Raw genomic sequence first — 17,855 nt, 5'->3', positions numbered from 1 at the left:
TGACGGGACTGGTGAAGCCGGCCACGGTCGCGACTTCGCGTCCGGCAGGCTCAGCGGGTCCCGGTAACACAGCGGGCCCCAACAACACAGTGGGTGCGGGTGCGGCGGGAATGGCCGGTCTCGCGGGTACGGCGGGTACGGCGGGTACGGCGGGCCGATGGACTCGGCCCGCCGGGGGGTGGCTGCGCACCGAGACGGTGATCGTGGTGCTCGTCGCGGTGCTGGCGGCCGTGATCGCGTTCAGCGGCACCACGCCCTGGCCGGTGGCTCTCGCCGGGCTGGCCGCGATCCTGCTGATCCCGGGCGATCTGCTCCTGCGCGGACTCGGCCTGGCCGTGTTCGACGGCTGGCTTCGGCTGTACCTGGCCACCTGTGCCGGGTTGCTGCTGGCCACGCTGCTGGGCCTGCTGCTGAACACGGTGCTGCCGGTGGTCGGGGTGGCTCATCCGCTGGCACCGAGCCGGGTCCTGCCGGCGCTGGTGCTGCTGACGGTGGGCATGTACTGCCTGGTCGCGCGGCGGACCGGATGGCGGCTGCCCGAACTGTCCGAACTGTGGGCGCTGCCCGCCGTGCAGCGGCTGCGCCGGGTTCGCCCGGGTGGCGTGCGCGGCGGTCCCGGTCGGCGTGGGGGCGACGCCTCGACGGTGTTCCGGTTCGCCGTGCCGACCGCGCTGCCCGTCGTCGCGGCCCTGGGCGCGATCTCGCTGGACAACGGTGGGCCGAACGGCCCGACCGTCCTGATGCTGCTCGCCACCGTCCTGCTGTTCGTGTTTCTCGCGGTCCGCGCGAACGGGCTGTCCAGCAGTTACTGCCTGTACGCGGTGTTCTGCGTGGGTCTCGCCTTCGAGCTGATGACCAGCCTGCGCGGCTGGTACGCGACCGGGCACGACATCCAGCGGGAGTACTACGTCTTCCAGGTCACGCTCGGGAACTGGCGCTGGAACATCGCCGACTTCCGTGACCCGTACAACGCCTGCCTGAGCATCACGGTGCTGCCGACCATGCTCAAGGGGCTGTTGAACGTCCCCGCGGCATCGATCTTCAAGATCTACTACCAGTTCCTGTTCGCGTTGATGCCGGTGGCGGCCTGCCTGCTGGGCCGCAGGCTCGCGGACAACCGGGTGGGCGTCCTCGCCGCCGCGTACTTCGTCGCCTTCCCGACCTTCTTCTCCGACATGTCGATGCTCAACCGCCAGGAGATCGCCTTCCTGTTCCAGGGCGGCATGATCCTGCTGCTGGTGCATCGTCCGGGCGCCGCCCGACACCGGCGGGCCCTGTTTCTGGTCCTTGGCCTCGGCACGGTGCTCAGCCACTACTCGACCACGTTCCTGATGCTCGGGCAGTTCCTGCTCGCCTGGGTCTTCCTGGTGCTGTGGCGGCGGTTGGGTCGCCGGTTCGGTGAACGGGCGTGCCTGGACGCGGGGTCCGGCTGGCGTTCGACGCTGGCCCGGGCACGTGGCCGGCGGACGGGGACGCGGGGACGTCCGGTGGCGGGCACGAGTGGCCCGGCGAACGCGGCCGCCGGTGGCGGAGTCGAGCCGGCGACGGTGCGTCTGACCAGGATCGACCACGGCGCTCCCAGCGCCGCGGCTGTGAGTGGACGTGGCTGGCGGCGGGTGTTCTCCGGCTGGGAGGACAGCAGGATCCTCACGCTGTCCGCCGTCGTGCTGCTGGCGGTGTTGACCGTCTTCTGGACGGGCCCGGCGACGCACACCGCGAACAACATGACCGAGGTCGTGCGGCAGGCCGCCCAGTCGCTGGTGCACGGCGGGGACAGCGAACGCTCGTCGGACACCCGCTCGAGCATCGTCTCGGGCGGCGCGGTCGACCCGCAGGTCCAGGTCGATCAGTTCGCCCGCTACGCCTACGACAACCGGCTGCCGAACGTCACCTATTTCCCGCGTGACGTCGTCGACCGGTACCCGCTGCGCTACGCCGAGGACGAGTTCACCCCGCCGACGACGATCGGGCGCGCACTGTCCTCGGTGGGTCTTGACCCGCGGGCCCTCAACGGGGCGCTGCGTGGCGGCTCGGCGGTCGTGCTGCAACTGCTCGTGCTGCTCGGGGTGATCGCGCTGGTGCTGCGCTGGCCGATCTGGATGCGGGTGAGCCGTGAATACGCGGCCCTGTGCGCGGCCTCGCTGATCTACCTGTGTGTGCTGGTGGTGGTGCCGAGTCTGTCGGCCGAATACGGCCTGCTCCGAGCCTTCCAGCAGAGCCTGATCGTGTTGGCGCTGCCGGCGGTGCTCGGCCCGATGGTCGCCACCGGCTTCCTGCGCCGGGGACCCCGACTGGTCGCCGCCGCCGCACTGCCCGTGGTGTTCCTGATCTCCAGCACCGGGCTGTTGGCCGCGACCACCGGCTCGTACATCCCCCAGCTGCACCTGGCCAACGACGGGGACTACTACGAGAGCTTCTACCCACACGACGCCGATGTCTCGGCGCTGAAGTGGATGGCCCGCCAGGAGGCTCTCGCCAACGGCACACCGCCACCAGCATCCGGCAGTTCGGCCGAGACGCTGGCCGTGCTCGGGCAGTTCCAGCTGCCGGCGAAGAACCGGGCGGCACCGGCGCTGGTCCCGGTCAACGGCTACGTCTATCTCGACTATGCGAACCTGGCGAAGGCGCGGGCCATCGGAATGCTCGACAGCACCGCCGTCCGCTACCGCTATCCCATTGCCTTTCTCGATTCGAACAAGAATCTTGTCTATGACGCGGGCGAGGCGGCGGTCTACCGGTGATCCCCCTTGAAAGGAAATCCGTGAGGAAGCTGTTCGGCTCGCGTCGTCCACTGTTCGGTGACAGTGAGACGCAACGGATCGTTTTTGTCTACGACGCCGTGTACCCCTGGGTCAAAGGTGGTGCGGAGCGCCGTTACCACGCACTCGCGAAGGAGCTCGCCGCCCGCGGGCACGACGTGCACTGGTACGGCATGCAGTACTGGTCCGGCCCGTCCACCACGCGTATCGACGGCATCGCGTTCCACGGTGTCTGCAAGGCACGACCGCTCTACACCGAATCCGGGCGCCGGTCGATCTCGCAGGCGCTGATCTTCGGTGTCTCCTGCCTGCGCATGATTCTTTCCGGCGGGTTGTCCGGGGCCCAGATCGTCGACTGCTGTGGGTTCCCGTTCTTCTCGCTGTTCAGCGTCTGGCTGGTCACCCGGCTGCGTGGCCAGTCGATGGTGGTCACCTGCCACGAGGTGTGGGGCGACCAGTACTGGACCGAGTACCTGGGTGCCGCGGGACGCGTCGGCGCCCTCGTCGAGCGGACCGCGTTGCGCCTGCCCAGGCAGATCATCGCCGTCTCCGCGGACACCCGCGACCGGCTGTCCGCGGAGATCGGGGTGTCCGCCGACGTCACGGTGGTACCCAACGGGGTGGATCTCGCGGTGATCGACCGGATCGTCGCCGCCGAGCAGCTGACGGACGTGCTCTACGTCGGCCGGCTCTGCGACTTCAAGAACGTCGACCTGCTGCTGGAATCGCTCGCCGTCCTCGTGCGGACGCGTCCCGACGTGCGCTGCGACATCGTCGGCGACGGCCCGGACCGGGAGCGGCTGGAATTCCGCGCGGCTGAACTGGGCCTCGCCGACAACGTTCGTTTCTGGGGTTTTCTGACCGAGGCCGACGAGGTGTACGCCCGGATGAAGGCGGCCACCGTCCTGGTGCTGCCCTCCACCCGGGAGGGTTTCGGAATGGTCGTTCTCGAGGCCAATGCGGCCGGTCTTCCGGTGGTGGTCGCGGACTATCCCGCCAATGCGGCGAAAAGTCTGATAACCGGACGCAACGGGGTCGTGTCCAAGCCGGACCCCGAAGCGTTCGCCGAGGCACTCGGCGATTTTCTCGGCGACGCCGCCGGGCGGTTTCACGACGACTGCCGGTCGGTCGCTCTCGACCACGACTGGGCCGGACTCACCACGCGTTGGAAGGCGGCGCTCGCATGACCGGACTGACCGTGACGACCAGCTGGGACGACGGCCATCGACACGACACCCTGGTGGCCGACATGCTGCGCCAGCACGGGCTGGCCGGCACGTTCTACATCGCCCCTGACAACGTGGAGATCGCCCCGGCGGACCGGCTGTCCGCGACCGCCGTGCGGGATCTTTCCGCCGATTTCGAGATCGGTTCGCACACCCTGTCCCATCCGGTGCTGACCCGGGTGCCGCGCCCGCGTGCCCAGCGGGAGATCACCGATTCGAAGAAGGTCATCGAGGACCTCGTCGGAAAACCGGTCACCACCTTCTGCTATCCGCGTGGGATGTACGCCCCGGAACACGTCGACATGGTCGCCCGGGCCGGCTACACCTACGCCCGCACGGTACGGACCCTGGCGACGGGCATCGCGGACAACCCGCTGGAGGCGCCGACCTCGCTGGAGACGGGGCGTTTCGCCCGCCAGCGGATGGTCGTCGACGTCGTCCGGGCGGCCCGCGTGGTGGGTTCCACCTCGCTGGTGCGTAGCGGGCGCTGGGACGACATCGCGATCGCGCTGTTCGACCGTTGCCGGGCGACCGGCGGCGTCTACCACCTGTGGGGCCATTCCTGGGTCGTGTCGGACCGCGCCGAGTGGGCGAGACTCGACCGCGTGCTGGCACACATCGGCGGCCGTCCCGAGGTCACCTACGCCGTCAACGGCGCGCTGGGCCGCGGATGACCTCGGCCCAGACCACCCCGATCCCGCGGCCGGGTTCCCGGCCGGGCCCACAGTCGCGGAACCCGGGGTCGGGGACCCGGTACCTGGGGGCCGGGCTGGTCGTCGTGTTCGTCGTGTCCGCGCTGGTGCTGTGGGCTGCCGGGGTGCTGTCGCTGCCGGGGGCGGCCCAGGTCTCGCAACGCCAGTCCGAGACCACGGCGCAGCTGTACTTCGACAGCCCCGCCGGCCTGCCGACCGCCTACCGCCCCGGGGCCCCGCTCGCCTTCACCTGGACCCTGGGCAACCAGACGGACTCCGGCCGCGGCTACCCGTTCACGGTCACCGCCGAGCGCGGTGGGGCGAGCACCGTGCTCGAGCGGGGCGTGCTCACCCTCGCCGCCGGTCAGCACGCGGCCCACACCTCGACGGTCGCCCTGCCCGCGGGTGGTCCCACGCTGATCGTCGTGCGGATCGACGGCATGGCCAACCGGATCTTCTTCCATACCGCCGAGCGGGCCGCGGCCGAAGCCGCTCACTGATCGCCGGCCCGTCCCGCTCCGGCCGGTCCTGTTCCGTGTCGTCCTGTTCCGTGTCGTCCTGTCACGTCCGCCGGAGCTCGAAGGAGTGTTCCCCGTGAAGATCCTGCATGTCACCAAGCGTTATCCGAACGCGACCGGTGGGGACGCCTTCGTGGTCAGCGGGCTGGAACGCGAGCAGCGGGCCGCCGGCCATGACGTCGTCATCCTGACCTCCCGCAACGCCGAGATCAGCGACGCCCCGCATGTGATCAAGTTCGGGGCGGCGCTGACCGCCCAGGAGATCGACGTCCTCAACGCCCGTCGGGTGCTGACGATGGCGGCGCTCGCGGTGCGCGCCCCCGCCCTGCTGCGCCGCGTCCGGCCGGACGTCATCCACGTGCACACCGTCGACCTCGGGGTCGCGCTCAGCCTGGCCGCGCGGATGCTGCGGATACCGACCGTGATCACGCTGCATGGGACGACGGTGGGCAAGGCGACGGCGCCGAAGGCCAAGCGGCTACTCGAAAGCGCCCTGCTGGTCGCGGGCCGGTACCGGCGGGTCATCTCGATGGACCCGTCCTCGTTCCCGGCCCTGCGGTCGCTGCGTCTGGGGCGCCGGCTGGCCTACGTGCCCAACGGGATCGACGTGACGGACCTCGCGGTCCACGAGGAACCGACTCCGGTGGCCGCTGCGGCTGCGGCTGCGGCCAGGACGGTGCTGTTCGTGGGACGGCTGGAGCCGATCAAGGGGCTTGTCTACCTGCTGTCCGCGTTCGCCACGGTCGTGCGCCAGGTTCCCGACGCCCGACTGGAACTGGTGGGCGACGGTGCGCAGCGCGAGGACCTGGCGGCGCTGGCCCAGGAGCTCGGCATCGCCGAATCGGTGCACTTCGTGGGCCGCCGGGACCGGGCGCAGCTCTCCCGCGGCTACCGGGAGGCGGCGGTGTTCGTGCTGCCGTCCCTGCACGAGGGTTTCCCGCTGGTGCTGCTCGAGGCCTGGGCGTATGGTGCGCCTGTGGTGACCACTCGGGTCGGCGCGATGGCGGATGTCTGCGTGTCCGGTGTCGACTCGCTCGTCGTGTCGCCCGCGGACGTCGGCGAGCTGGCGACGGCGATCAGTCAGGTGCTGCGCGACCCGGGGGTGGCCGAGAAGATCGCAGCCGGTGGTCAGGCCCGGATGGCGGCGGAGGGCGAGTTCACCCCGTCCGCCGTCGCCGCGGGGGTGGCGCAGGTCTACGAGCTGGCCCTCGCCGAGCGCCGGCCCGCCTGGGCCGGTGCGGACGGCACCGGGGGCGGGGCCGGCACGGTCCAGCGCAGCCGGCCTGGTCCAGTGGAGCCAGCGCGGGCCAGCGGGGCCAGCGGGGTCAGCGGGCGGCGGTGAACCCCGACTTCAGGACGTCGTAGGCCGGTTTGGTCGCACCATCCGAGCGGATGACACCGTAATGGTGCTCGGCGTCGTTCGGGTTCGTCCCGAGATCGTTGAAGTTGTACCAGAAGAAGCCGCGGATCCAGGAGGTGCGCGCGACCAGGTCGAGCGCGTTCGCCGCGGACTCGCGCTGGAAGTCCTCGTCGACGTGGTCGGGATGTTCGGCGTACCGGCGGTTGGCCAGGGTCGCCTGCGCCCCCGGTCCGCTGGTGGGCGCACCGAACTCGGTGATCCACACCGGCTTGGCCGAGTCGCCGTGGGCGACCATCGTCGCCCGCAGCAGCGTCATCTGCGACCATCCGCTCCACAGCTGGGCGATGTCCGAGGGCAGCGCGGGGAACGCGTAGGGATGCATCGCGACGCCGTCGAACGCGCTGGCGCCGGCCACGTCGTACACCCGCCGCAGGAACTCCTCCGGCGCGACCTGGCCGGCGCCGGTCTGGGCCGGCCCGAGGCCACCGACGAGAACCTGCGCGGTGGGGTCACCGGCGTGGATCGCGGCGCTGGTCTGGCGCAGCAGCGTGGCATAGGCGTTCGGATCCGGGTTCGGCGCCCAGCCGACCGCCAGGTTCGGCTCGTTCCAGATCTCCCACACCTTCACTCCGAGCGGGGAGTAGCGGGCCACCGCGGCGGCCGCGAACCGGGTGAAGTCGGCGACCTGAGCCGGCGGGCAGTCGATGTTGGTGCAGCCGCTCACCCGAGCCCAGGCGGGTGCCGCGTCGAGGATCGGCAGCAGCCCGAGGCCATGGTCGCGAGCCGTCTGAACCACCCGGTCGAAGGTGTCCCAGCTCCAGTTCTGCGGCCCCTGCGGCTGGACGGTCAACCAGGCCGCGTCGAAGCGGACCCAGGTCGCGCCGGTCGCGGCGATCGCGGCCAGCCGGGCGTCCAACGCCGCCGGGCTGAGGTCGCTGACATCACCGGCGGAGAAACCGTAGACGCGCCTGCCGGCGGTGGTCGACGAGGTCGCGGCGGGCGCGGCGGCCGCGGTGGTGCCCGTCGCGGCCGGTGACCCGGTGCTGGTCGGCGCGGACGCCGAACCCGTGGGCACGCTCGGTGTCTGTCCGGCCGCCGCGGGTGTGGGTGCACCCGCGGCGGGGCCCCCGGGCGCCGCGGAGGCGCCGCCGCTGATCGCCATCGGGTCGCTGACCGGCCGCTTGGGATCGGCGGTGCCGACCGGAACCGGGCTGCTGCTTCCGGACGCGGTCTGCGCGCCGTTCATGCACGCGCTCAGGGCCGCCAGAACCGCCGCGACAATCGTCATGCACAGCGTCGAGCGGCCGAAGTGGCGCCGCGGGGTCCGTTTGCCGCACATTCTGTTTGTCCATCGCATCAGGCCTCGAGAATACGGTGCGACCTCGCTGAGCTGGCCCGGCGGGGCGAAACGCCACAAACAGGGGGTGCGGAGAACGACCGGATGGTTTCTTTCCGTCCCTACAGTTCGCCCAGCATGGTCAGGGGCGCCTCGATGCAACCCGCGAGGAAGGCGAGGAATCCCGCGACGGGGGTGCCGTCACAGGCCCGGTGATCGAAGGTCATCGTCAACTGCATGATCTTCCGGGGCAGGATCTCCCCGTCGACGACCCAGGGGCGATCGGCGATCCGTCCGATCGCCAGTTGGGCCGCCTCGGGATGGTTGATGATCGGGACGGCCCCGTCGCTGCCCAGCGCGCCGTGGTTGTTGACGGTGAAGGTGCCACCGGTCAGGTCCGCCACCCCCAGGCCGGGTTCGCGGGCCTGGTCGGTGAGCCGGCGGATCTCGCTGGTGAGCCGGACCGCGTTCGCGGCCTGCGCGTCGTGGACGACCCCGACCGTCAGACTGTCCTCGACGGCGATCGCGAAGCCGAGGTGCACCCGGGCAAACCGGATGATCTCGCCGGCCTCGGTGTCGACGTGCGCGTTCAACGCGGGGTAGCGGGCCAGTCCGGCGACGCAGAAGCGTCCGATCAGGCCCAGCACACTCACCGTCCGATCGGGCTGGGCGCTGTTCATGGCCGCCCGCGCGGCGAGCAGCGCGGTGGCGTCGACATCCCGCCAGGCGGTCGCTTCGGGGATCTCCTGGCGACTGCGCGACATCCGCGCCGCGATCACCCGACGTCGCCCCTGCAACGGGATGCGCACGACGTCCGCGTCCGCGGTGGGCGGCTCGACCTGGCGCGCCCGGGTGGATGGCGCTGGTTCCACGGGGTGCGCGGGTTCGGCCGCGGGTGCCTGCGGGCCGCGGGCGGCCAGGTCACGCTGCCACAGCGCACGGTCGACGTCGGCCCGCAGGATGATCCCACCCAGGCCGGTGGCCGAGACCGCGGCGAGGTCGAGCGCGGCCGTGCGGGCGAGGCGCCGGACGAGCGGTGAGATCACCCGAGGCGGGCCCGCCGCGTCGCGCACCTCGCCACCCGCGCCGTTGTGCGCGCCCGGGACGAGACCGATGCCCAGCGTCAGAGCCGGGGACGGTGCCTGGGTCGGGGACGGTGCCTGGGTCGGGGACGGTGCCTGGGTCGGGGGCGGGGCCGAGGTGGGGGAGCCGGTGATGGTCGGCTCGTCCTCGATCGGGCCGAAGCCGATCAGGGGACGGGTCGCCAGCGGTCGCACCGTCAACAACGGCGATCCGACCGGCAGTTCGTCTCCGGCCGCGCCATGTCGGATGTGGACCCGACCGGCGTAGGGGCTGGGGATCTCCACGCAGGCCTTGGCCGACTCCACCTCGACGATCGGCTGGTCGACGCCGATCACATCACCCTCCTGGACCAGCCAGCGGACCACCGTCGCCTCGGTGAGGCCCTCGCCCAGGTCGGGGAGATGGAACACGAGTGGTGCTCCGTCGGTGGCCGCGGCCGCGGCCGCACCGCTCATCGCGCGGTCACCGCCGCATCGGTCGCGGGACGGGCGTGGGGCAGCTCCGCCGCCGGGCGCTGGGCGGCCAGCGGCGGAGCGACGGCGACCGCGGGCGCCGCGGGCGCCGTGGTGGGTGGCGCCGCGGTGAGCCACCGGGTGTCGGGGGTGTCCTCCCACTGCAACCGGTCGAACGCCGCGAGGACGCGGGTCACATCGGGCAGGTGGTGACGTTCCAGGCGCGGTGCCGGGTACGGGACGTCGAAGCCGGTCACCCGCAGCACGGGCGCGGCCAGGGAGTGGAAGCAACGTTCCTGCACCCGGGCCACGATCTCCGCGCCGACCCCGGCGAAGCCCTGGGCCTCGTGCACGACCACGCAACGTCCGGTTCTGCGCACGCTCGCCATCACCGTCTCGTCGTCGAAGGGAACCAGGGAGCGCAGGTCGATGACCTCCACCGACCAGCCCCGTTCGACCGCGGCCGTCGCGGCTGTCATGGCCAGGGGCACGGTCGGTCCGTAGGCCACGAGGGTGACGTCCCGGCCGGGTCGACGGATCACGGCGCGTCCGATGGGCTCGGTGCGCACCGGCAGGCTGATCGTCTCCCGCGACCAGTACAGCCGCTTGGGCTCGAAGAAGATCACCGGGTCGGGGTCCTCGATGGCCGCGCGCAGCATCGAGTACATGTCCCCGACGGTCGAGGGGGTGAGCACCTTCAGCCCGGCGGTGTGGGCGTAGTACGCCTCGCTGGAATCGGAGTGGTGCTCCACGGCACCGATACCGCCGCCGTACGGAATGCGGATCACCATGGGCAGTCGGATGGCTCCGGCAGTGCGGTTGCCCATCTTCGCCACGTGACTGACGATCTGCTCGAGGGCGGGGTAGGCGAACGCGTCGAACTGCAGCTCGACCACCGGGCGCAGCCCGTACATCGCCATCCCGAGGGCGAATCCGACGATGCCGGCCTCCGCGAGCGGGGTGTCGACGCACCGATCCGGGCCGAACCGGGCCGCCAGACCGTCGGTGACCCGGAACACGCCGCCGAGCGCGCCGATGTCCTCACCGAGCAGCAGGACCCGGGGGTCTGCGGCCAGGGCGTCCCGAAGGGCCTGGTTGAGCGCCTGCGCGGCGGTGGGACCGGTCTGCCGTGGGCCGGTTTCGGAGGTGCTCATCGGCTGGTACCTCTCCCGCTGGTGACGCCCGCCGCCGGTTGCGTGGTGACGTCCAGCCGTGCGAACGCGGCCTGCTCCGCCTCGTGGCGCTGCTCGGCGAGCGTGGCCGGGGGCTGCGCGTAGACGTGGGTGAACAGATCCGCGGGGCCGCCGGCGGCCGGCTCGCCGACGCCGGCGCGCACACCGGTGGCGAGCTCCTCCGCCTGCGCGCTGATCGCGTCGTCGTCGTGGTCGTCGAGCAGCCCCGCCGTGCGCAGGTAGGTCCGAAGCCGCACGAGCGGGTCCCGCGTGCGCCAGCGGGCCGTCTCGGCCGGATCCCGGTAGCGGCTCGGGTCGTCGGCGGTGGTGTGCGCGGCCAGCCGGTAGGTGTGCGCCTCCACCAGCATCGGCCCGTCCCCGCCGCGGGCCCGTTCGACGGCGACCCGCAGCACGGCGAGCACGGCCGCCACGTCGTTGCCGTCGACCTGCTCGGCGCGCACGCCGTAACCCACACCCTTGTAGGCCAGTGCGGGGGCCGCGCTCTGGCGGGCCAGCGGAACGCTGATGGCGTAGCGGTTGTTCTGGACGAGCAGGACGACCGGAGCCCGGAAGACCGCGGCGAAGTTGAGCGCCTCGTGGAAGTCGCCCTCGCTGGTCGCGCCGTCACCGACCAACGCCAGGGCCACGGTCGGCTTGTGGTCGCGGGCGGCGGCCGCGGCCAGTCCCACCGCGTGGAGCGCCTGGGTGGCCAGCGGTGTCGTCATCGGCGCGCACCGATGGTCGTAGGGGTCGTACCCGCAGTGGACGCGGCCGCGTACGGGGGCGAGCACGTCGATCGGGTCGATGCCACGGGTCAGCAGCGCGGTGCTGTCCCGGTAGGTCGGAAACAGCCAGTCGGTGCTCGCCAGCGCCTGGGCGGCACCGACCTGGCAGGCCTCCTGCCCCTCCGAGGAGGGGAAGGCGGCGATGCGTCCCTGCAGGGCGAGTACGCACGCCTGCCGGTCGAAACGACGGCCGATCACCATCGCCCGGTAGGCGGCGAGCAGGTCCGCGGCTGGTGGCAGCGGGTAGTCGGGGTGTGCGTCCACCCGCTGGCCGTTCTCGTCGAGCAGGCGCACCGGCGCCGGGTGTGGCAGCAGCCGGTGCACCGTACTTCCATGCTCGGCCTGGGTGTGTTCGTCAGGGTGAGCGGGGATGCCGCCGTCCTGGGTCACGCGGTCAGGGATCATTGCGCCCTCCGGTCCGCACGCGTCCGCCTGTCAGGGTGTCACCGGGCTGGCGGTGACCCTGTGTGGGCGTACTGAGATCGGTGTTGACTGCTTCGGGGACGACCACGCTGTCGGCGCCCAGGGGCCGGGCCGTCGGCTGGACGGGGATGGGCACCCCCGCCGCGGTGCTCTCGGGTCCGGGGGGTTCCGCCTGCACCGGGAGCAGCCCGGTGCCGGTGGCCCGCAGGCCCTGGCCGGGCCGGGCGGACTCGAGCCGGTGCCGGCCGGTGTTTCCGAGCCGGAACAACGACTCCACGACCGGATGACCGATGGCGCTGGCCGGTGCGTCCCCGAGCGCGTCACACACCTTGACCAGGTCGGCGACGACCTCGGTGAGCAGGCCCGCGATCGGTGAGGCGTTCGCCGCGACGATGTCGGTCCACAGGTCGGCGTTGGCGCCCGCGATCCGGGTGAAGTCCATCAGCCCGGGACCGGCGAGCTTGACGACATCCTCGGAGACCAGCGCGAGCCGGGCCGCGACGGCGCTCGCGATGACGTGCGGAAGGTGGCTCAGTAAGCCCAGCGCGAGGTCGTGGGTCTGTGGGTCGAGCTGGACGATGCTCGCGCCACAGCCGACGGCCACCAGCCGGGCGTGTTCGCGGGCCAGCGTGCTGGTGGTGGGCAGCGGAGTGAGCACCCACGGCTGCCCGCGGAAGATGTCGCCGGCCGCGGCCTCCGGGCCGCTGCGTTCACCGCCGGCGACCGGATGCGCCCCGCACATGGACGTCAGGTCGGCGCCGAGACGCCGGGCGTCATCCAGCGGCTGGACCTTCACCGAGGCGGTGTCGCTGAACGTCGCGTTCGGCAGCAGGCGCTGCCAGGCGAGCAGCACCTGCCCGATCTGGCGGGGTGGCACGGCCAGCACGACGTGGTCGACCCGCGGACTCGCGGTGGTGCCCCGCGGGTCGGTGCCCGGTTCGTCGGGCGACCAGGGACGGCCCGCGCCGCGCCGGGCCGCCGTCTCCACCCGCTGGGTGTTGTGATCCGCGAGCAGGACGTCGGCGCCGCGTCGACGCAGCGCCAGACCTATCGAGGTACCGATCAGACCGGCGCCGACGACAAGGACGCGGAACCGGGCGAGCTCACACGCGGCATGTACCCCGGTGGGCCGCCCTTCCGGCGTCACCACATGCCCCCGGGTCTGAGTGGACGGCTGGAGAGGAGTGAAAACATGGCTCGCGCATCCCCCCGGGACTACTGGCAAGCAGATTCCCTGCCGCATCGGACGCGGCAGGCCATGACCGTGTTGGCGCGTGCTGGTGCCATCCTTTTTGACGCATCCGGCCGAATGATATCCAGCCGGATGTCATGTCGTTCTGCGGATGACTCGCGATCGGCTGCGGAGATTTTCGCTGCGGAGTCTTTTGCTACGGAGCTTTTTGATATCGAGCTTTTTGCTGTCGATGATCACCCCCGTCGGAGAGTGATCATGACGCCAGTTTCAGTGTAGCAGTCGGTGGATGGCCGGGTCGGTGGTTCGGGCGTAATTATTCGGCGACCTGAAAGGAAGGAGCAGGCGTCGGTACGGTAGCCGGGAAGGTGGCCACCGGACGCGCTGGTTCCGGTTCCGGCGGTATCTCCGGCGTCTTCGGGGTCTCCGGGATCTCCTTGATTATCTTTGCTGGTATGCCGCCGACGATGGTGTACGCCGGCACATCCCGGGTGACCACGGAGTTCGCTGCTATCACCGCCCCGTCGCCGATCGTCACACCCTGCAGGATGGTGGCTTTGGTGCCAACCCAGACGTTTCGTCCGATTTTAATCGGTTTGGAGACGAAGCCCCGGGTGATGAAGGGCCTTTCGTCCCGCGCTGGAATGTGATTCTCGTCGTGGATGGTGACCATTGCGCCGAAGCGCGTGTAGTCGCCGATGATGATCTTCTCGTGGGCGACAAGATGGCAGCCTCGATTGAAGAAGACGCCGTCGCCGATCTCCAGCGTGCCGATAATGTGGACTCTTTCGTCCCGGGTGAAACGAACCCCGGAGCCTATCCGGACGGTGGCCGACGCCTCCACCCGGAACTCCGAACCCGGGCCGAGGTAGAACAGTCCGGTGCGCAGGTTACGAAAGCGCAGGCGCAGGTACAGCCAGCGCAGGAGGCCGGCGATGTTGCGCGCGTTCAGCGCCGGTCGCTGGCCGGCTCCGGTGACATCCCGGCGCCGGCCCGGAATGCGGTCGAGATCGTTGTCGAAGGTCATCGCGGCGCCTCCGTGTGGTCGTCTGTGGTCGTCCCGGTCGGAAGGATCGTCCCGGTCGGAAGGGTCGCCGTGGCCCGTCCCGTGTCGGCAGGTGTCTCCGGCCGCCGCGGTGCCGGAATCCGCTGCCGGTCGCCGCGATGCCCGCGAGCACCGCGCATCCGGGCCGCGGTGAACTGCCCGGCGAGCATTCCGACCGAGGTGGCCGTGACCCCGGTGAGAATGCTTGTCGACCGGGCCAGTCCGGCCAGGTCGCCGGTGAGGGCACCGCGCAGTTCGCGGCCGGCGCCGCGAGGCAGTGTGCGCAGGACGTAGGCCCGTTCGCTGGAGGTCGCGTCGCCCGAGCCGAGCAGGGCAGCGAGCTCGGCCTTGCCCCGCCCCTCGTGCCAGCAGCGTCGCAGGAAGAAGCGCATCGTCGCGCGGTCCGCCGGCACCTGGTGGCCGACCATCGCCCGCGGCACGTGAAGCCAGTGACCGTCGGGGTGCGCGTGCCGGACGCGCAGGCAGAACTCGGTGTCCTCGGGCCGGGACCGTTCACCGAGCTTGCCGAAGCCGCCCCGGAAACCGCCGACGGCGAGAAAACGATCCCGGCGCAGGGCCATGTTCAGCCCCCACACGTTGCGCACCGGTCCGGGAACCTCGGGCATTCCGCGGTAGCTCGCCCCCACCACCCAGCCGAACTCGGCGGGAAACCACCGGGGGGCCGGGCCGGGCCAGATCGGTCGCACGCCGCCGCCCGTGCCCAGCACCGCGGGGTCGTCCAACGGCGCGCACAGGGTTGCCAGCCAGTGCGGGTCGGCCACCGCGTCGTCGTCGAGAAAGGCGATGATCGCACCGCTGGCGGCCGCGACACCGGCGTTGCGGGTCGCGGACGCGCCGCGCTGATCCCGGTTGGCCACCACCCGCACCCGCGGGAAGGCCGCGGCGGCGCGATCCTGAAGGCGTTGGTTGTGATCGATCGCGAGGATGAGTTCGACTGGCGGTGAACTCTGGCCCTGGACGGATTCAACGGCCGCCACCAGGGCGTCCCAGCGCCGTTCGGAATGCGCTGGGATCACCACGGAAACGGTGGTGTCCATGTGAGGGACCCTTTCTGGTCTGCTGTTCGGGCGGAACCGGCTCGGCGGTCGGATGGTCGGATGGTCGGCGGCGGGTCAGGGGGACAGCGGGGCCTGGCGGGCGGTGGGCCTGGGGCGGCGCAGCGATCTGAGCAGTACCGGGATCAGCGCAAGAGCCTGCAGTGTGACCGCGGCCGTCCACCCGGCCGCCAGACCGTTCAGTCCGTAGAAGGCACCGGCGGTCGCCGCGCAGCCGAGTTCGGCCGCGGTGCCGCAGGCGACGAAGATCGCCGCCCGTCGAATCCGGCCGTCGGTGCGGCACAGGGCGACGAAATGGTCCTTCGCCACCAGCGGAATGCCGGCCAGCGCCATCAGCAGGAACGGTGTGTAGGCCCGATCGGCGTATTCACGGCCGAACAGCGACAGGAGTGGATGCGCGACGACCGCCGCGGCGACGTAGAGCCCGGCACTGACGGCGATGCCCAGCGGCAACGTCACCCGGGCACGTTCCACGGCCCGGGCGATATCTCCCTGAGCTCCGGCGTAGAGCGCGATGGCCAGGGCGTAGGGCGGCATGAACAGGAAGGCGGCGGCGAGCCGGGCGCTGGAGAAGTAGGCCGTGTGTTCGGCGGAGACGGTCAGCGCGGCCAGCACCGGCAGCAGGAGGGTAGGTGCCTGCAACGCCAGATTGACCACGTGGTGCCCGAACGCCGACCGGGAATGCCCGCGTAGTTCCCGCAGCCCCCACCGCCAGCCGGCACCGGTCGGCCCGGACGCCTGGGTGTGCCTCCCCGGCGGCACCAGTCCCAGGACACACACCGGCAGCGAGATCACCATGGCCAGAACCCAGACGCCGTACAGGGAGAATCCGGAGGTCACCCCGAGCGCGACCAGGCCGAGCACAAGGCCGACCTTGGCCGCGGCGGTGATCAGGTTCCGGGTGAACTGCAGCCCGCCCCGACCTCGGATCAGTACGGCCTGGTCGAACACACTGGTGACTGCGGTGAGCCCCACCCCGATCACGAAGACCAGCATGGTCAACGGGTTGTCGGCCAACGGCCGCATGGCCTCGCTGGTCCACCGGGCGGCCACCGCCCACAGCAGGCCGATGACGCCGGCGGTGATCGCGACGACCAGCAGGGCGGCCCGCATCAGCCAGAGCTGACCGGACCGGTCGTGGCGGGGCACCTCGATGATGAGCAACGTGCCCATGCCGAGCATGCCGAGCACACCGAGCACGGCCATCGCCGAGGTCGTGGCCGAGGCGACTCCGACCTGCGCGGCGGGGTAGGAACGCGCCGCCGTGGCCCAGAAGCCGGCGCCGAGCACCGAGGTGACGATCTGCGTGCCGATCACGGAGGTGGCGATGGCGAGGATCACCCGGATGCTCGACCGCTGCCGATGGCGGGCACCGCTGGCGCCGCCGTCGACCCCGGCCCCCTTCGCCGGTCCGGCCCGGTCCACCGAGGCGGACGTCTGCGCGGGTTCGGCCAGTGGGCCGGCCAGGGCGTCGACCAGCAGGTCGGGGGACGGTCCGGTCGCGGGCGGGGCGGCGATGGGTGGTGCGGCCACCGTGGTGGCCGTCAACGTGCTGCGCCCAGGCTCGTCCACGTCGGAACGAGCTGACCGCTGGGACGGGACGTTGACCGTCATGGCGCCGGTACGTCCAGGTAGAGCCCGCGCAACGACCGCGCGCAGTCATCCCAGCTGGGCAGTGCGAGCTTCGGCGGGGGAACGGGATGGGTCAGCTCGCGGTGCAGCGCGCCCGCCACCGCCCACGCGTCATCGGGGGCGGCCACCGTCCGGGCCAGACCGCGTTCGGCCAGTTCGCTGAGTCCGGACGTGGCGCTGACCAGCACCGGCCGTCCGGTGGCGACCGCTTCCATCACCGCGACGGGATGGGCCTCGTAGTCGCTGAGCAGCGCCACCGCCCGGGCATCGCGCAGGACCGCGCTCATGTCCTCGCGGTCGGTGGGCGGGATGAACCGGAAGGCGACGCGGTCGCCGAGACCGAGTTCGGCCGCCTGCCGGCGAAGCTGCGCCTCGTAGGGGCCGCGTCCGATCAGAACCAGCCGGGCCTGGGGCTCCCGGCGCAACAACTCGGGCATCGCGGCGATCAGCCGGTGCTGGCCCTTGTACCGCTCGAAGCGGCCCACCGACACGACCACGCGGTTGTCCGGGATCGGCGCCGCGGTGGAGAACGTCTCCACGCCGTTCTGGATGACGCTGACCCGCGACGGATCGGGATGGCAGAGCCGGGTGAACATCTCGGCTTCGAACCTCGCCACGCAGACGAGGTGATGTGCCCGGCGGACCAGAGGCCCCAGCGCACGCCACTGCGACGCCCGCAGGCTGTGCCGGGCCCGGGAGGAATGCCCGCCGGTGTGTGGCGTGAGGATGTACGGCACACCCGCGCGGACCGCGGCGGACATGGCGAGGACGGGAACCGCCGTGTGCGCGCCCTGCACGTGCACGAGGTCGGGGCGGCGTGCCTTCATCTCGGCGACGAGTCGCGGCGCGACGAGGTAGTCCCGTTCCCGGGGAAAGGCGGGCACCCGGGTGACCGCGACACCGGCGATCGTCTCGGTTCGGAGATGGGCCTGGCGCTGGTCGGTGGTGAGCACCTCGACGCGCAGATCGGGCAGTTCGTTCAGTCGCCGGGCTGTTTCGAAGACATGGGTCTCGATGCCTCCGATGTCCGGAAAGAACCTCGGTGTCACCATGAGGATCTTCCTGACCTGCATGCTTCCTCCTGCGCCGCCGGGTCGGGCTGGC

12 protein-coding genes and 2 pseudogenes are annotated in these 17,855 nt (G+C 71.3%); 5 read left to right on the top strand and 9 right to left on the bottom strand.

Features of this window, described 5'->3' with window-relative positions:
• Positions 1-110 precede the first annotated feature (110 nt).
• The 5 genes from MXD61_RS24775 (at position 111) to MXD61_RS24755 (ending at position 6,537) form a co-directional block, all read left to right on the top strand.
• Positions 111-2,741, top strand: coding sequence for a DUF2206 domain-containing protein (locus MXD61_RS24775; RefSeq protein WP_248815821.1), 2,631 nt, complete (start codon positions 111-113; stop codon positions 2,739-2,741).
• Positions 2,742-2,761: 20 nt separating this feature from the next.
• Positions 2,762-3,946: a glycosyltransferase family 4 protein gene (locus tag MXD61_RS24770; RefSeq protein ID WP_248815820.1), complete on the top strand. Its 1,185-nt coding sequence runs from the start codon at positions 2,762-2,764 to the stop codon at positions 3,944-3,946.
• A complete protein-coding gene (locus MXD61_RS24765) occupies positions 3,943-4,659 on the top strand; it encodes a polysaccharide deacetylase family protein (RefSeq protein ID WP_248815819.1) in 717 nt (238 codons plus the stop codon). The genes MXD61_RS24770 and MXD61_RS24765 overlap by 4 nt, the downstream gene beginning before the upstream one ends.
• Positions 4,656-5,177: a hypothetical protein gene (locus MXD61_RS24760; RefSeq protein ID WP_248815818.1), complete on the top strand. Its 522-nt coding sequence runs from the start codon at positions 4,656-4,658 to the stop codon at positions 5,175-5,177. The genes MXD61_RS24765 and MXD61_RS24760 overlap by 4 nt, the downstream gene beginning before the upstream one ends.
• 94 nt (positions 5,178-5,271) lie before the next feature.
• Entirely contained in the window at positions 5,272-6,537 is a 1,266-nt protein-coding gene (locus MXD61_RS24755) for a glycosyltransferase family 4 protein (RefSeq protein WP_248815817.1), read from the top strand.
• On the opposite strand, the gene MXD61_RS24750 is transcribed toward MXD61_RS24755, so the two are convergent.
• The 9 genes and pseudogenes from MXD61_RS24750 to MXD61_RS24710 form a co-directional block, all read right to left on the bottom strand.
• Positions 6,521-7,843, bottom strand: coding sequence for a cellulase family glycosylhydrolase (locus MXD61_RS24750; RefSeq protein WP_248815816.1), 1,323 nt, complete (start codon positions 7,841-7,843; stop codon positions 6,521-6,523). The two genes, MXD61_RS24755 and MXD61_RS24750, sit on opposite strands and share 17 nt — an antisense overlap.
• Positions 7,844-8,013: 170 nt before the next feature.
• Positions 8,014-9,429: a dihydrolipoamide acetyltransferase family protein gene (locus tag MXD61_RS24745; RefSeq protein ID WP_248815815.1), complete on the bottom strand. Its 1,416-nt coding sequence runs from the start codon at positions 9,427-9,429 to the stop codon at positions 8,014-8,016.
• 122 nt (positions 9,430-9,551) lie between these two features.
• Positions 9,552-10,580, bottom strand: a pseudogene (locus tag MXD61_RS24740) (alpha-ketoacid dehydrogenase subunit beta); the annotation flags it as partial.
• On the bottom strand, positions 10,577-11,755 hold the full coding sequence (locus MXD61_RS24735; protein ID WP_374629525.1) for a thiamine pyrophosphate-dependent enzyme: 1,179 nt from the start codon (positions 11,753-11,755) through the stop codon (positions 10,577-10,579). The pseudogene MXD61_RS24740 and the gene MXD61_RS24735, both read right to left, overlap by 4 nt.
• Before the next feature lie 22 nt (positions 11,756-11,777).
• Complete coding sequence (locus tag MXD61_RS24730) at positions 11,778-12,956, bottom strand: prephenate dehydrogenase/arogenate dehydrogenase family protein (RefSeq protein WP_248815812.1); 1,179 nt, start codon at positions 12,954-12,956, stop codon at positions 11,778-11,780.
• A 478-nt stretch (positions 12,957-13,434) separates the two neighbouring features.
• Positions 13,435-13,584: pseudogene (locus tag MXD61_RS29030) on the bottom strand (DapH/DapD/GlmU-related protein); the annotation flags it as partial.
• Positions 13,585-14,021: 437 nt separating this feature from the next.
• Positions 14,022-15,101, bottom strand: coding sequence for a glycosyltransferase family 2 protein (locus MXD61_RS24720; RefSeq protein ID WP_248815811.1), 1,080 nt, complete (start codon positions 15,099-15,101; stop codon positions 14,022-14,024).
• Positions 15,102-15,176: 75 nt separating this feature from the next.
• Positions 15,177-16,733, bottom strand: a complete 1,557-nt coding sequence (locus tag MXD61_RS24715) for a lipopolysaccharide biosynthesis protein (protein ID WP_248815810.1) — start codon at positions 16,731-16,733, stop codon at positions 15,177-15,179.
• Positions 16,730-17,824 carry a glycosyltransferase family 4 protein gene (locus MXD61_RS24710; RefSeq protein WP_248815809.1) on the bottom strand — a complete coding sequence of 365 codons (1,095 nt, stop codon included), beginning with the start codon at positions 17,822-17,824 and terminating at the stop codon, positions 16,730-16,732. The genes MXD61_RS24715 and MXD61_RS24710 overlap by 4 nt, the downstream gene beginning before the upstream one ends.
• Positions 17,825-17,855: the final 31 nt, after the last annotated feature.

The organism is Frankia sp. AgPm24, from assembly GCF_023243055.1.
In the GTDB taxonomy this organism is placed as follows: Bacteria; Actinomycetota; Actinomycetes; order Frankiales; family Frankiaceae; genus Frankia; species Frankia umida.
The sequence above is the reverse complement of the archived record's forward strand: the minus strand, read 5'-3'. Positions and strand labels throughout refer to the sequence as shown.